The sequence below is a fragment of the Xanthomonas sp. fls2-241-TYG-148 genome (assembly GCF_030208815.1).
Taxonomy (GTDB): domain Bacteria; phylum Pseudomonadota; class Gammaproteobacteria; order Xanthomonadales; family Xanthomonadaceae; genus Xanthomonas; species Xanthomonas campestris.
Genome location: NZ_JARVTE010000023.1, coordinates 39,061 through 53,867 on the forward strand (window position 1 = coordinate 39,061; position 14,807 = coordinate 53,867).

A 14,807-nucleotide genomic window follows, 5' to 3' on the forward strand; every position below is an offset into this window, starting at 1 on the left:
AGCATCGATCTATCGCGCAGCATGCGCAGTGTGTGACACGTGCAGTGGTGCGGGCTTTCATCAGCCGGGATACCAGGTAGCAGCTGGCGGTAGCGCTGCGATCACGTCAGCAAGCGCGCGGCGGGCAAGCATGGGTGTATTCGGTGAGGGACGCATATGCGCATCCCAGGTTTACGCAGCAGTCGCGCATTGCGCACGCTGCACGCAGTGCATGGAGTAACGCGCAGATGCAGACGCAGACGCAGATGCAGACACCAAAAACGACAACGCCCCGCACAAGGCGGGGCGTTGCGTCACACGGGTGCAGCGCAGATCAGAACGCGAACGTCACGCCTGCAACCGGGCCCTTGAACTCCTGCTTCAGGCCGATCAGGCCATCGCTGCCGCGCTGGTCGACGTCGAGCTTGAACCAGTCGTAGCCGGCGAAGATGCCGAAGTTCTTGGTGAAGCGGTATTCGGCCATCGCATTGGCACGGCTCAGGTCGCCCGAATAATCGCCAAAATCGCCCCAGCTGGTGTTGAGGTACTGGCCCTGCACATTGAACAGCCAATGCTCGCTCGGACGTGCGGTGAAGCGGATACCCACCACCGGTGCCACGCCGTCTTCGCTCTCGTCGAGCACGTCGCCGGTGAATACGTCACCCAGGTCGGCGTAGGCGTTGGCCTCGACCTTGGCGTATTCGGCACCGATCTGCAGGCCCAGGCTGAATTCCGGAGTGTCGACGACCGAGTAGTCGTACACCAGGCTGGCCACCTGGTACTTGAGCTCGCCCTTGATGAAGCTGCCGCTCGGCACGGTGAAGCCACCGGCGCTGACGTCTTCGCCCAGGGTCTCGCGGCGATCCTTGTCGTACTTGAAGTAGTCAAAGATCAAGCGCTGGCGGGTGCTCATGCGGAACACGCCATCGATGCGCGGCTCCCATTCCTTGCCACCGAAATCGAAATCCTGGTCCAGGGCGATCTCGTTGCCAGCCACCACGGTGTTGCCACGCAGGGTGTTGTCGTTATCGATGTTCATCGCGCCAAGACGGATCTGGAAGCGATCATCGGTATCTTCGGCGTGGGCAGGCGCGGCATAGGCAGCGGCCAAAACGCACGGGATGGCCAGTGCGAGCAGGTGTTTCATGGGGAGCTCCGTATTCTTGGAAGGCAGGCGATCGGGCCTGTGGCGCGCACTATCGGTAAAAGCGCGTCCACCAAAAGTGAAAGCGTTGTGGTACCGAAGTGAAGAACTTCCTAGCAATCGGACAAAACGGTCCGCTTTGCCTGTCCCGCGACATCCGGGTCAATACGCACCATTGTGGTGTCTGAGCGCTGTCACACCACCGCGGAGGTCGGCGGATTGGACCGGAGGTGGGAAGGTGGGGTGCGACAAAATGCGTCATAAAAGCAGGAGCCCCGGTCTCCCAGGGCTCCTAGACGCAGCCTGCAGTGGAACCTTTCGACGAGGATGTGCAGGCCTCGCAGGTTCTGACAGCCGGTTTGTGGCAAAGTTCCTCCCGTCGCGTGGCACCGGCATGGTGCGTCGCAACAAGTTCATGACTTCTCCCGGTTGTCTCGCAATTTGTCCAATTGCTATACTTTCGCGGCTCGACGAGGCGCATCTGCGCTTCCCACCCATCCACACGCAAGGTACCCGTAGTGCTGAACTCCGTTGACGCGGGTCGGCGGTTGATGCTGCGCGCTGCGGTATATCCGCTTGCCGCTGTAGCTATAACCAGTCTGGGGTTGCTGCTGATGGGACCCCGTTACTCTGCCGGTCTGGCATTGACCGGGTTTGCGACGGTGTTGGGCGGCTGGGTGGCGGCGCGGACGGCGCTGGGGGGCGGCATCCAGGCGGCGGGCATTGCCATGGTCCGTCTGATTCTGGCGATGGTGCTGAAGTGGGTGTTGGTTTTCGTGGCGCTGGCGCTGGGCTTTGCCCTGTGGCGGCTGCCTCCTCTGGCCTTGTTGGCGGGTATCGCCATCGGGCTGATTTTTCAAGTTCTGGCTCTGGCCAGGCGTTGATTCGAACTTAAAGGGCTCCGGACACATGGCGGGCGAGGCAGCAACACCTACCTCCTATATCCAGCACCACCTGCAGAACCTGGTTTATCCGGTGCGGGATGGCGGCGGCACGTTCTGGACCATCCACGTCGACACCCTGGTCATGGCCGTGTTGATGGGCCTGGTGATGGTCTTCGCATTCTGGATGGCCACGCGCAATGCCACTGCCGGCGTGCCGGGCAAGTGGCAGGCGTTTGTCGAGATCTGCCTGGAATTTGTCGATCGCCAGGCCAAGGACACCTATCACGGCACCAGCAAGCTGGTGACCCCGATCGCGATCACGATCTTCTTCTGGATCCTGTTGATGAATCTCATCAAGATGATCCCGGCCGACTTCATCGCCATCCCGCTGGGCTGGGCTGGCATCCACGCCTGGAAGCCGGTCCCCACCGCCGACGTCAATGCCACCTTGGGCATGTCGATCAGCGTGTTTTTCCTGATGATCGTCTTCTCGCTGCGCTCCAAGGGCGTGGGCGGCATGACCAAGGAATTCCTCACGGCGCCGTTCGGCAAGTGGATGATGCCGTTCAACCTGCTCCTGAACATCGTCGAGTGGCTGAGCAAGCCGATTTCGCTGGCGATGCGACTGTTCGGCAACATGTTCGGCGGCGAGATCGTCTTCCTGCTGATCTGGGTGCTGGGCGGTGCGGGCATCGCCGGCATGGTTGCCGGCGGCGTATTCGGCCTCGGCTGGATGCTGTTCCACCTGTTGGTGATTCCGCTACAGGCCTTCATTTTCATGATGCTGTCGATCGTGTACCTGAGCCTTGCGGAAGACAGTCACTGAGTTTCGTTTCACCCTTCATCCGCTTTATCCCGATTTATCCATCACCCTTAGAAACTTTCGTTCGGAGATCACCATGTACCTCGCCGTCCTGACCAACCTCGCCCAAGTCCAGAGCTCCACCGTCCTCGCCGTCGGCATCATGATCGGCCTGGCCGCGCTGGGTGCCGGCCTCGGTCTGGCCATCATGGCTGGCAAGTTCCTGGAATCTGCCGCTCGCCAGCCGGAACTGATCCCGGTGCTGCAGGTCCGCATGTTCATCACCGCCGGCCTGATCGACGCCGCGTTCATCATCAGCGTCGCTGTCGGCCTGCTGTTCGCCTTCGCCAACCCGCTGGCCCAGGTGTTCATCGAGCGTCTGTCGCAGGCTGCCGGCTGATCCAGCGGTAGCAGGATGTGGACGCAGCCATGGTGGTTGCGTCCGCGGATGAAGGTCGGAAAGCGTCGCCGTGCGGTGGCGCTTTCACCCCTAAAGAGCGATTGAGCGACCCATGGACATCACCCTTACCATCTTTGCCCAGGCGCTGGCCTTCGCCGGTCTGATCTGGATCGTCGCGACCAAAATCTGGCCGCCGCTGTTGAAGGCGATCGAAGAGCGTCAGCAAAAGATTGCTGAAGGTCTGGCTGCGGCCGACCGGAGCCAGAAGGATTTGGCGCAGGCGCAGGAGAAGGTCAACGAGGCGCTGAAGGACGCACGCACCAAGGCCAACGAGATCATCGACCAGGCCCACGCGCGCGCCAATCAGATCATCGAAGCGGCCAAGCTCGAAGCGATTGCCGAAGCCAATCGTCAGAAGGATCTGGCCCAGGCCGAAATCGACGCGTCGGCCACCCGTGCCCGCGAAGAATTGCGCCGTCAGGTGTCGTCGCTGGCTGTCAGCGGTGCCGAAAAGCTGCTCAAGCGTGAAATCGATGCCACTGCCCACAAGGCACTGCTCGACGAACTGGCAGCGGAGATCTGATCGATGAGCCAGGCCCTCACACTTGCCCGTCCCTACGCCCGTGCCGCATTCGCGATTGCGCGTGAGGGCGGCAAGTTCGCGCCCTGGTCCGATGCACTTGCGTTCTCGGCGCAGGTCGCCGGCGATCCGCGCGTGGCTGCGCTGTTGCTGAATCCGGCGCTGCACCAGGATCAGGCGGTGACGCTGCTGGCGCCGCCGGCTGCCGAAGCGGACTATCAGCGTTTTCTCGGCCTGTTGGCCGATGCACAACGGCTGGCCCTGCTGCCGGAAATTGCAGGGTTGTACGAGCAGTTGCGTGCCGAAGCCGAGCACGTCGTGAAAGCGACGGTGACCTCGGCCACCGACATGAGCCCGGCCGAGCTGGCCACGATCACTGCCGCGCTGAAGAAGCGCTTCGGCCGCGAGGTGGATGTCACCACCGCGGTGGACGCTTCGCTGATCGGCGGCGCGGTGATCGACACCGGCGAGATGGTCATCGACGGCTCGCTGAAGGGCAAGCTTGCGCGCCTGCAGAACTCGCTCGCCCACTGAATTCACATAAACGCATGGCCCTCGCGGCCGGCACCTAGGACTGAACGATGGCAACCACGCTCAACCCCTCCGAAATCAGCGACCTGATCAAGACCCGCATCGAGGCGGTCAAGCTGTCCGCCGAGTCGCGCAACGAAGGCTCCGTGACCAGCGTGTCCGACGGCATCGTGCGCATCTTCGGCCTGGCCGACGTGATGCAGGGCGAAATGATCGAACTGCCGAACAACACCTTCGCCCTGGCGCTGAACCTGGAGCGCGATTCGGTCGGCGCGGTGGTGCTGGGCGATTACGAGAACCTGCGCGAAGGCGACGTGGCCAAGACCACCGGCCGCATCCTGGAAGTGCCGGTCGGCCCGGAGCTGCTTGGTCGCGTGGTCAACGCGCTGGGCGAGCCGATCGACGGCAAGGGCCCGCTGGGCGCCACCCAGACCGCACCGGTGGAGCGTGTGGCCCCGGGCGTGATCTGGCGCAAGTCGGTCGACCAGCCGGTGCAGACCGGTTATAAGTCGGTCGATGCGATGATCCCGATCGGCCGTGGCCAGCGCGAGCTGGTGATCGGCGACCGCCAGACCGGCAAGACCGCGCTGGCGATCGATGCGGTGATCAACCAGAAGGGCACCGGCATCAAATGCGTGTACGTGGCGATCGGCCAGAAGGCCTCGACCGTTGCCAACATCGTGCGCAAGCTCGAAGAAAACGGCGCGCTGGCGCACACCGTGGTGGTGGCGGCGACCGCGTCCGAATCGGCCGCGATGCAGTACATCAGCCCCTACGCCGGCTGCACGATGGGCGAGTACTTCATGGACCGCGGCGAAGACGCGCTGATCGTATACGACGATCTATCCAAGCAGGCCGTGGCCTACCGCCAGATCTCGCTGCTGCTCAAGCGCCCGCCGGGCCGCGAAGCCTACCCGGGCGACGTGTTCTATCTGCATAGCCGTCTGCTCGAGCGCGCTGCGCGCGTGTCCGAGGAGTACGTTGAGAAGTTCACCAACGGTGCGGTGACCGGCAAGACCGGTTCGCTGACGGCGCTGCCGATCATCGAAACGCAGGCCGGCGACGTCTCCGCGTTCGTGCCGACCAACGTGATCTCGATCACCGACGGCCAGATCTTCCTGGAAACCGACCTGTTCAACGCCGGTATCCGTCCGGCCGTGAACGCCGGTATCTCGGTGTCGCGCGTCGGTGGTGCAGCCCAGACCAAGATCATCAAGAAGCTGTCCGGCGGCATCCGTATCTCGCTGGCGCAGTACCGTGAGCTGGCTGCGTTCGCGCAGTTCGCCTCGGATCTGGACGAAGCCACCCGCAAGCAGCTCGAGCGCGGTCAGCGCGTCACCGAGCTGATGAAGCAGAAGCAGTACGCGCCGATGTCCATCGCCAATCAGGCGCTGTCGATCTATGCCGTCAACGAGGGTTACCTCGATGAAGTGCCGGTCAACAAGCTGCTGGCGTTCGAAGAAGGCCTGCACGCGCACTTCGCCAACACCCAGGGTGAGCTGGTCTCCAAGATCAACACCACCGGCGGTTGGGACAACGATATCGAAGCCGCGTTCAAGAAGGGCATCGAAGAGTTCAAGACCACGGGCAGCTGGTAAGTCCAGCTGCGGGAATCGGGAATAGAGAATCGGGAATCGTCAAAGCGGGTTGGCTGTGCCAATTCCCCACTCACGATTCCCCATTCCCACTAAGTGAGCGAAGCGAGCGAGTATGGCAGGCGGACGCGAAATCAAAACCAAGATCAAGAGCGTGCAGAACACCCGCAAGGTGACGCGCGCGCTCGAAATGGTCTCGGCCTCCAAGATCCGCAAGGCGCAGGAACGCATGAAGACCTCGCGTCCCTACGCGCAGGCCATGAAGCAGGTGATCGGGCATCTGGCGCAGGCCAGCACCGACTACCAGCATCCGTTCCTGGTGGAGCGTGAGCAGGTCAAGCGGGTCGGCTACATCGTGATCTCTTCCGACCGCGGCCTGGCCGGCGGTCTGAACAACAACCTGTTCCGCAAGATGCTGGGCGAAGTGCGCCCGTGGCAGGACAAGGGTGCCGAGATCGACGTGGTCACCATCGGTCAGAAGGCCTCGGCGTTCTTCCGCCGGATCAAGGTCAACATGGTCGGCAGCGTCACGCATCTTGGCGACAGCCCGCACATTGAGCAGCTGGTGGGCGTGATCAAGGTGATGCTGGATGCCTTTACCGAGGGCAAGGTGGACCGTGTGTATCTGGTCTACAACCGCTTCGTGAACACCATGACGCAGAAGGCCAGCTTCGAGCAGTTGCTGCCGCTTCCGGCCGCCGAGCACAAGGTGGCACACCACGACTGGGACTACCTGTACGAACCCGATGCCGCCACCGTGCTGGAGCACGTGATGACGCGTTACATCGAGTCGCTGGTGTACCAGGCCGTGCTGGAAAACGTGGCCTCCGAGCACGCCGCGCGCATGGTGGCCATGAAGGCCGCCAGCGACAACGCCAACAAGATGATCGGCACCTTGCAACTGGTCTACAACAAGGCGCGCCAGGCGGCGATCACCCAGGAAATTTCGGAAATCGTCAGCGGCGCGGCCGCCGTATAGCCGGGAATAGGGAATGGTGAATCGGGAATGGTCGAGGCAGTGGCACTTGATCTTCCCAATCCCGAATCCCGTTTCCCCAATCCCGACACCAGAATCGAACAGACATTAGTGGAGTTATCCAAATGAGTCAGGGCAAGATCGTTCAGATCATCGGCGCGGTCGTCGACGTCGAATTCCAGCGCAATGAAGTGCCGAAGGTCTATCACGCGCTGAAGGTCGAAGGCACCGCCATCACCCTGGAAGTGCAGCAGCAGCTCGGCGACGGCGTCGTGCGCACGATTGCGCTCGGCTCCACCGACGGATTGAAGCGCAACCTGCTGGCCACCAACACCGAGCGTGCGATTTCGGTGCCGGTTGGCGCCGGGACGCTGGGCCGCATCATGGATGTGCTGGGTCGCCCGATCGACGAAGCCGGCGACGTGCAGGCCTCGGACCATTGGGAAATCCACCGCGCTGCGCCGTCGTACGAAGACCAGTCGTCCAGCACCGAACTGCTGGAAACCGGCATCAAGGTGATCGACCTGATGTGCCCGTTCGCCAAGGGCGGCAAGGTCGGCCTGTTCGGCGGCGCCGGCGTCGGCAAGACCGTCAACATGATGGAACTGATCAACAACATCGCCAAGGCGCACTCGGGTCTGTCCGTGTTCGCCGGCGTGGGTGAGCGTACCCGTGAGGGTAACGACTTCTACCACGAGATGAAGGACTCCAACGTCCTGGACAAGGTCGCGATGGTGTACGGCCAGATGAACGAGCCGCCGGGCAACCGTCTGCGCGTTGCACTGACCGGCCTGACCATGGCCGAGTACTTCCGCGACGAGAAGGACGAGAACGGCAAGGGCAAGGACGTGCTGTTGTTCGTGGACAACATCTACCGCTACACGCTGGCCGGTACCGAAGTGTCCGCGCTGCTCGGCCGTATGCCGTCGGCCGTGGGTTACCAGCCGACCCTGGCCGAGGAAATGGGCGTGTTGCAGGAGCGCATCACCTCGACCAAGAGCGGTTCGATCACCTCGATCCAGGCCGTGTACGTGCCCGCGGACGACCTGACCGACCCGTCGCCGGCGACCACCTTCGCCCACTTGGACTCGACCGTCACGCTGAGCCGTAACATCGCCTCGCTGGGTATCTACCCGGCCGTGGATCCGCTGGACTCCACCAGCCGCCAGATGGACCCGCTGGTGATCGGCCACGAGCATTACGACACCGCCCAGCGCGTCCAGCAGACCTTGCAGAAGTACAAGGAACTGAAGGACATCATCGCGATCCTGGGCATGGACGAGCTGAGCGAAGAAGACAAGCAGTCGGTGTCGCGCGCCCGCAAGATCGAACGCTTCTTCAGCCAGCCGTTCCACGTGGCCGAAGTGTTCACCGGCTCGCCGGGCAAGTACGTCTCGCTGAAAGACACGATCCGCGGCTTCAAGGCGATCTGCGACGGCGAATACGACCACCTGCCGGAGCAGGCGTTCTACATGGTCGGCAGCATCGAAGAAGCGGTCGAGAAGGCCAACAAGATGAGCGCCAAGGCCTGATGCGATCCCAGCCGCTGTGCGGCTGGAATCGAGAATCGGGAATCGGGAATCGGGAATCGTAAAGGCGGGTCATCGGTGAATCGGAATTGAGAGGAATGGAAAAGCGCGCAGCATGCCGCTCTTCCGATTCCCCACTCCCGATTCCCGATTCCCGCCTCACACAGTGAGGCACCATGAGCACTATCCGTTGCGACATCGTCAGCGCCGAGCAGGAGATCTTCCGCGGTGAGGCGACCCTGGTCGTGGCGACCGGGGAACTGGGCGAGCTGGGCATCGCGCCCAAGCACGCGCCGCTGATCACCCGTCTCAAGCCAGGCAAGGTGGTGGTGACTACCGCCAGCGGCGAGCAGCTGGACTTTGCGATCTCCGGTGGCATCCTCGAGGTGCAGCCGCAGGTGGTGACCGTGCTGGTCGACACTGCCATTCGTGCGCAGGACATCGACGAAGCGGCTGTGCGCAAGGCCAAGGAAGAAGCCGAGCGTCTGCTCGCCAACCGTGGCGACACGGTGGACGTGGAACAGGCGCAGCGCCAGCTGGCCGAAGCCACGGTGCAGTTGCAGGCACTGGAGCGGCTGCGTCGCACGCTCAAGCATTGAGTTGCGAGACACAGCGTCAGACGGCAAACGCCGGCCTTGTGCCGGCGTTTTCGTTTTTGGCGATGTGCCTGCGTTGGTCGGCATCGTTGGACATCACCAGGCGGCACACTGCCCGCCCGGGTCGCACTGCTACCGGCGATGCTGCGATAGCGCGATGCCCTTCACCTTCAACGAGGAACCCCCCATGACCCGCCTGACCGATGGCCTACGTGGTTGCGCGCTGACCGGCGTGCTTGCCGTGGTGTTGCTGGGCTGTGCGTTGCCGGCGCGCAGCCAGCCACCAATCGCACCGTTGCTGGACAAGATCGTTGAGCGCAACGCGATTGGCGACGCGGTGGCGTTGAGTAAATGGGACAGCGGCAAGCCGGTGCTGGATCAGGCACGCGAAGCGGCAGTGCTGCAGAACGTGCGCGACCAGGCGCCGGCGCATGGGCTGGACCCCGACGATGCAGCGCGGTTCTTCGGCGCGCAGATCGAGGCCAACAAATCGGTGCAGTACGCGCTGCTGAACCGCTGGCATGAGCGCGGCCGTGCGCCGGACCCCGCGCGGCCAGACCTGTCGACCTTGCGTGTGCGGCTGGATGCGTTGCAAGGCGAACTGCTCGATGCCCTGGCCGAAGCCGCCGCTGCACGCTCAGCACCCAACTGCCCGGCCAGTACGGCGCGGGCGGCGGCGCAGTATTCCGCGCAATGGCAACTGGATGCGGTACACCGCGCCGCGCTGGTTCGCGGTCTGGGCGATTTTTGCCGCTGATCTGGCTGAGGCGTGTGGTGTGCGATTGTTTGTGCGATCTCACGCCCATGACTGATGCGGTGAACGAGCCGTGCTGCGTGCCGCTTGACGTGCATCAGATCGGCTAAACGCAACGATTAATCGTCAGGTGGTTGCGGACGGCGCAGAGCAACCGGCGTGTGCGGGGTACATGAGGATTTCGAGCACCGGCCGCGCCCGCATGGCAGCTGCAGAGTCGTTTTGTTGGCTGTTCTTAATCGGCCGGGTCATTAAACCGCGTGCAAGCGAGACGTCACTAAGGCGCCGTTCCCTCAAGTGAGCCGTCATTACGGCGCCGTCCCCTTAGGAGGGGGACGCTCCAATCAAGCGACGTACGCTGCCAGTCACGCCGCTCGATCTGTTTGCATGCCAGCCGTGCCGGCGCTTCTGCCTGGCGTCGCGGAGTAGCACCATGATCGCGCAGTCTGCGCTTACAACGATCAGCGATACACCACGTGCCGGCCAACGAAGAACGACACGATCGCAAGTCCGCCTTCCACCAGCGGCTTGGCCAGCCAGGCCTGGCGCAGGCCGACCAGATCCACGGTGGCCGAGAGTAGCCAGGTGCTGATCACCGTCAACGCCAGCCACATCACCGCAAAGCGCGCGAAGCGCTGCCAGCCCAGCCGTGCATCGCCCTGCTGGGCGAAGGTGAAGCGTCCGTTGAGCCAGAACCCCAGCGTTGCGCCACTGATGCGCCCGAGCAGATTGGCGGGCACTGCCGGCATGCCGGCGGCCGTGCACGCAATGAAAATGCCGCAGTCCACGGCCAATTGCAGGGCGCCGATCATCGCGAACTGGCCGCCTTGGCGGAACAGGCTCATGTGCTGGGGGAGGTCGAGAGGGGCGCTCATCCTAACGGCAGCGGCGCTTAAAAATCTGTCATCGGTGCCTGTTGCACCCGCGATGGTCACGACGCACGCGGCAGCCAGCGACTAGAATTCAAGCCATCTTTTGCGATGGAACCCTGCAATGACCCTGCCTCTGCACGTCGTGATCCTGGCCGCTGGCGAGGGCAAGCGCATGCGCTCGGCGCTGCCCAAGGTGCTGCAGCCGCTGGCCGGCCAGCCGATGCTGGCGCATGTGATCGCCACCGCGCGGGAACTGCAGCCGGCGGCCATCCATGTGGTGCATGGCCATGGTGGCGCGCAGGTGCAGGCCGCATTCGCCGACCAGCCCGATCTGCAGTGGGCCGAACAGCGCCAGCAGCTGGGCACCGGGCATGCGGTGCAGCAGGCGCTGCATGCAGTGCCGGACGCAGCGACCGTGCTGGTGCTGTACGGCGATGTGCCGCTGATCCGCAGCGAGAGCCTGCGTGAGCTGCTGCACGCGCCGGGCCGCATCGCGGTGCTGGTGGCGGACCTTGCCAACCCCACCGGCTACGGGCGCATCGTGCGTAACCCGGAAGGCAAGGTTGCGGCAATCGTCGAGCAGAAGGATGCCGATGACGAGCAGCGCCGCATCCGCACCATCAACACCGGCATTCTCACCGCCGAATCCACCGCCTTGCGGCGTTGGCTGGGTGGGCTGTCCAACGACAACGCGCAGGGCGAGTTCTATCTCACCGACGTGTTCGCCAGCGCCGCGGCCGATTACACGCCTGCCGACATGGTGCAGGTGTCCGACCCGCAGGACGTGGAGGGCGCAAACGACCCGTGGCAGCTTGCCCAGCTGGAGCGGGCCTGGCAGCTACGCGCCGCCCGTGCGCTGTGCCTGCAGGGCGTGCGCATGGCCGACCCGGCGCGCGTGGAGCAGCGCGGCCGCGTGCAGGTGGGACACGATGTGCAGCTTGATATCGACGTGATCCTCGAAGGCGAGGTGACCCTGGGCGATGGCGTGGTGATCGGCCCGTTCGTGCGTCTGCGCGATGTGCAGTTGGCCGCCGGCACGCAGGTGCGTGCGCACTGCGACCTTGAGGGCGTGGTGACCGAAGGCGCGGTGCAGATCGGGCCATTTGCGCGGTTGCGCCCGGGCACCGTGCTCGCCGATGGCGTGCATATCGGCAACTTCGTCGAAACCAAGAAGGTGGTGATGGGCGCCGGCAGCAAGGCCAATCATCTGACCTACCTGGGGGATGCGGTGATCGGCAGCAAGGTCAACATCGGCGCCGGCACCATCACCTGCAACTACGATGGGGTGAACAAGTCGCAGACGACCATTGGCGACGGCGCGTTTGTCGGTTCCAACAGTGCGCTGGTGGCACCGATCGAGATCGGCACCGGGGCCACGATTGGCGCCGGCTCGGTGATCACCCGCGATGCACCACCCCACCAGCTCAGTGTGGCGCGGCCACGTCAGACCGTGATTGAAGGCTGGGAGCGGCCGAAGAAGAAGTAAGTGCCTGTGTTCCAGCGAAAGTGGGCTGCGCGTTTCTGGTACGACACAGGTGCTGCGGACGCGATACATCACGCCGACAAACCGAGGAGCTGCTGCATGCGCATGCGACCCTCCATTGCGTGGTTGATGGTGTGGCTGGCACTTGCGGCTGTCGCGCCACATGCGGCGGCCACATCGGTCTACCGGCTGTATCTCGCCCCTGACGGCGATGACACGGCAGCCGGCACCAGCGCTGCCACCGCGCTGCGCAGTCTCGCTGCCGTACAACAGCGGTTGATCGCGCAGCGGCCGGCTACGGCGGTAGATGTGATCATTGCCGCGGGAACCTATGAGCGGCAGACGGTGCAATGGCACGTCATCACCGGCGCGCCGCTGCGCTTCATCGCCGCACCCGACAGCGCGACGTCACCGGTGTTCGACGGGCGCGGTGCGGCGACCTGGTTCACCTTGCGAGGCGGCAAGGACGCGCCGACCCGTGTGACGTTCGCCGGCCTGACGATCCGCAATTACTGGATGGCGCTGGATCTGGGCAGCAGCAAGCGCAGCGCCGATGGCAACAGCGACAACGTGATCCGCGACATGCGCTTCGAGCGGATTGGCGGCGTGTACGGCAGCAGTCCTGAAGCGGCCTACGCGTTTGCGGCGATCCGGCTGCAGAACTCGCGCAACAACCGGATCGAGCACAATCACTTCAGTGCCGTGGAGAACGCTGCCCAGACGGCGAGCTATGTCCATGCGTTGTATCTGGCGCGCAGCTCTTCGGGCAATCGCATCGAGGACAACAGCTTTACCGACATCAGCGGAGATGCGATTCGCACCCGCGATCGCTCGGATGCCACGCTGGTGCAGGGCAACCGCTTCATCAGGGCCGGCAAGTACGCGGCATTCTCCGACTGGTTCAAAACCGATGGCGAATGCCCATCGCAGGGCGGGCAGTTCATTGGCAATACCGTCGGGCAGGGATATCAGGTGCCGGTTGCCCCGACGCGCACCACTGGCGCCGATGATGCCTGCGGCCCCTTGCAGCGGCCGCGCATCGAAGCGCGGGCAACGCTGCGCGATGATTGAACGCGCTGCGACGTTGATTGCAGGGGATGATCCAGCGGTGCGCGAGTGCACAACGTGCAACTGCCGGCTGGTCGCGCAGCACCTCAACACGGCGTGCAGTGGCCTTGGCGCTTAGAGCAGCTATCAAAACTACTGCGCAGCCGCCAGGCGGGCGCGGCCGGTGCTCGGAATCGGCATGTACCCACGTACACTCCGGTTCCTCCGCGCCGTCCGCATCCACCTGACGACTGCTCGCTACGTTTTGTTAGCCGCTCTTAGCTGCCCGGATCCAGCGGCAACAACAAGGTCACGCACAGGCCGCCGTGCTCGCGGTTGTGCAATGAAATACGGCCACCATGCGCTTCGGCAATTTCGCGCGTCAGCGCCAGGCCCAGGCCGGTGCCGTTGCGCTTGGTCGAATAGAATGGCATCAGTGCGTTGTGCAACACCGCCTCGTTCATGCCATTGCCGCGGTCCAGCACTTCGATGCGCAGCCACTGCGGCAAGCGGGTCACGCGCACCGCCACCTCGCTGTTGGGCGGCTGCGCCTCACTGCAGGCCTCGTGTGCGTTCTTCAGCAGGTTGAGCAGCGCCTGTTCGATCTGTGCAGCATCGATGCGGCTGGAGACATCGACAGGCGTGCCCTCCAGTTGGAACGGAATCTGCTGCCGCAGGCGCTCCAGAAACGGCGCCCATTCGATGGTCTGCAACTGCGGCTGCGGCAGCTTGGCAAAGCGCGCATAGCCGCGAATGAAGCCCTCCAGGTGGCGCGCACGTTCTTCGATGGTCTCGAACACCGTGCCCAGCCGATCGGTGCGCTCACGGCGTAGCAGCTCGGCACCGGAATGGGCTAGCGAGGCGATCGGCGCGAGCGAGTTGTTCAACTCATGGCTGATCACCCGGATCACCTTCTTCCAGGTCTGCACTTCCTGGCGCCGCAGTTCGGTGGTGAGGGTGCGGATCAGCAGCAGTTCGTGGCCGCGGCCGTTCAAATGGAAGGCGCGGCGCGACAGGTGATAGATCTGCTCGTCGTCTTCATCGTCGCCGTCTTCGCGCACGGCGAACAGACAGTCGCCACCACGTGCCAGCGCGTCGCGCAGTTCGTTGGGCATGCGTTCCAGGACGTCGTCCAGATGCTGCCCCTCGAGCTTGCGGCCACCATGCAGCAACTTGCGCGCCGCGTTGTTGGAAAACCCGATGCGGCGCAGGCCATCGCCGCCGGGCACCACCAGCAACATGGCCACCGGCGTGTTCTGCAACATGGTGTCCAGCATCAGTTCGCGCTGCACCAGATCGCGCCGCTGCGCACGCAAGACCTCGCCCAGTTCGGCATGCGCCTGTACCAACTGCGCCAGCTCGTCGTTGCCGCGCCAGTACACACCGAAGTTGTATTCGCCATCGCGGTAGCTGCTGGTGGTGCCGGCCAGGGCGCGGAACAGCGAGCGCATCGGCGCGGTGGCGCGCTGCAGGCTCCACCACATCGTCAGCAGCACCACCACGGCCGACACGGCAGCCACTTGCCAGCCACGGTCCAGCCAGTAGGCAATGGCCCACGGCAAGGCGGCAGCCAGCACCAGCACCGGGAGCAGGCGCAGAAACAGCGAGAAGGTGAAGGAGCGCGACAGCATCGGC

General features: G+C 63.8%; 15 protein-coding genes and 1 other RNA gene. 13 read left to right on the forward strand and 3 right to left on the reverse strand.

The annotated features are described in order from the left end of the window. Window positions 1-313: 313 nt before the first annotated feature. Window positions 314-1,126, reverse strand: a complete 813-nt coding sequence (locus QRM60_RS19720; RefSeq protein WP_042594608.1) for a hypothetical protein — start codon at window positions 1,124-1,126, stop codon at window positions 314-316. A 515-nt stretch (window positions 1,127-1,641) separates the two neighbouring features. Between QRM60_RS19720 and QRM60_RS19725 the strand changes: the two genes are divergently transcribed. From QRM60_RS19725 to QRM60_RS19770, 10 genes are all read left to right on the forward strand, one after another. Next, window positions 1,642-2,007 (forward strand): hypothetical protein, encoded by a 366-nt coding sequence (locus QRM60_RS19725; RefSeq protein ID WP_011035795.1) that lies wholly within the window; start codon window positions 1,642-1,644, stop codon window positions 2,005-2,007. 25 nt (window positions 2,008-2,032) lie between these two features. Continuing rightward, window positions 2,033-2,833 (forward strand): F0F1 ATP synthase subunit A, encoded by an 801-nt coding sequence (atpB, locus tag QRM60_RS19730; protein ID WP_011035796.1) that lies wholly within the window; start codon window positions 2,033-2,035, stop codon window positions 2,831-2,833. Window positions 2,834-2,906: 73 nt separating this feature from the next. Beyond that, window positions 2,907-3,209 (forward strand): F0F1 ATP synthase subunit C, encoded by a 303-nt coding sequence (gene atpE, locus QRM60_RS19735; RefSeq protein WP_002814105.1) that lies wholly within the window; start codon window positions 2,907-2,909, stop codon window positions 3,207-3,209. A gap of 112 nt (window positions 3,210-3,321) precedes the next feature. After that, a complete protein-coding gene (locus tag QRM60_RS19740) occupies window positions 3,322-3,792 on the forward strand; it encodes a F0F1 ATP synthase subunit B (RefSeq protein WP_011035797.1) in 471 nt (156 codons plus the stop codon). Between the two features lie 3 nt (window positions 3,793-3,795). Beyond that, window positions 3,796-4,323: a F0F1 ATP synthase subunit delta gene (locus QRM60_RS19745; protein ID WP_011035798.1), complete on the forward strand. Its 528-nt coding sequence runs from the start codon at window positions 3,796-3,798 to the stop codon at window positions 4,321-4,323. 47 nt (window positions 4,324-4,370) lie between these two features. Then, a complete protein-coding gene (gene atpA / locus QRM60_RS19750) occupies window positions 4,371-5,918 on the forward strand; it encodes a F0F1 ATP synthase subunit alpha (RefSeq protein WP_011035799.1) in 1,548 nt (515 codons plus the stop codon). Window positions 5,919-6,030: 112 nt separating this feature from the next. Continuing rightward, window positions 6,031-6,894 (forward strand): F0F1 ATP synthase subunit gamma, encoded by an 864-nt coding sequence (atpG, locus tag QRM60_RS19755; protein ID WP_011035800.1) that lies wholly within the window; start codon window positions 6,031-6,033, stop codon window positions 6,892-6,894. A gap of 122 nt (window positions 6,895-7,016) precedes the next feature. Continuing rightward, the gene (atpD, locus tag QRM60_RS19760) at window positions 7,017-8,423 is read left to right on the forward strand and encodes a F0F1 ATP synthase subunit beta (RefSeq protein ID WP_011035801.1); all 1,407 of its coding nucleotides are present in this window, start codon (window positions 7,017-7,019) and stop codon (window positions 8,421-8,423) included. 173 nt (window positions 8,424-8,596) lie between these two features. Next, window positions 8,597-9,019, forward strand: a complete 423-nt coding sequence (locus tag QRM60_RS19765) for a F0F1 ATP synthase subunit epsilon (RefSeq protein WP_011035802.1) — start codon at window positions 8,597-8,599, stop codon at window positions 9,017-9,019. Between the two features lie 184 nt (window positions 9,020-9,203). Next, window positions 9,204-9,773, forward strand: coding sequence for a chorismate mutase (locus tag QRM60_RS19770; RefSeq protein WP_285446884.1), 570 nt, complete (start codon window positions 9,204-9,206; stop codon window positions 9,771-9,773). A gap of 458 nt (window positions 9,774-10,231) precedes the next feature. Here the strand turns inward: QRM60_RS19770 and QRM60_RS19775 are convergent, their stop codons facing one another. Beyond that, entirely contained in the window at window positions 10,232-10,615 is a 384-nt protein-coding gene (locus QRM60_RS19775) for a GtrA family protein (RefSeq protein ID WP_012439314.1), read from the reverse strand. A gap of 148 nt (window positions 10,616-10,763) precedes the next feature. Between QRM60_RS19775 and glmU the strand changes: the two genes are divergently transcribed. The 3 genes from glmU to QRM60_RS19790 all read left to right on the forward strand — a co-directional run bounded on the left by glmU (window position 10,764) and on the right by QRM60_RS19790 (window position 13,446). Further along, window positions 10,764-12,128, forward strand: coding sequence for a bifunctional UDP-N-acetylglucosamine diphosphorylase/glucosamine-1-phosphate N-acetyltransferase GlmU (gene glmU / locus QRM60_RS19780; RefSeq protein WP_076056727.1), 1,365 nt, complete (start codon window positions 10,764-10,766; stop codon window positions 12,126-12,128). A 96-nt stretch (window positions 12,129-12,224) separates the two neighbouring features. After that, on the forward strand, window positions 12,225-13,196 hold the full coding sequence (locus QRM60_RS19785; RefSeq protein WP_285446885.1) for a right-handed parallel beta-helix repeat-containing protein: 972 nt from the start codon (window positions 12,225-12,227) through the stop codon (window positions 13,194-13,196). Between the two features lie 175 nt (window positions 13,197-13,371). Then, window positions 13,372-13,446: non-coding RNA, sX9 sRNA (locus tag QRM60_RS19790), on the forward strand. A 4-nt stretch (window positions 13,447-13,450) separates the two neighbouring features. Here the strand turns inward: QRM60_RS19790 and QRM60_RS19795 are convergent. Further along, complete coding sequence (locus QRM60_RS19795; protein ID WP_042594617.1) at window positions 13,451-14,803, reverse strand: HAMP domain-containing sensor histidine kinase; 1,353 nt, start codon at window positions 14,801-14,803, stop codon at window positions 13,451-13,453. Between the last annotated feature and the right edge of the window lie 4 nt (window positions 14,804-14,807).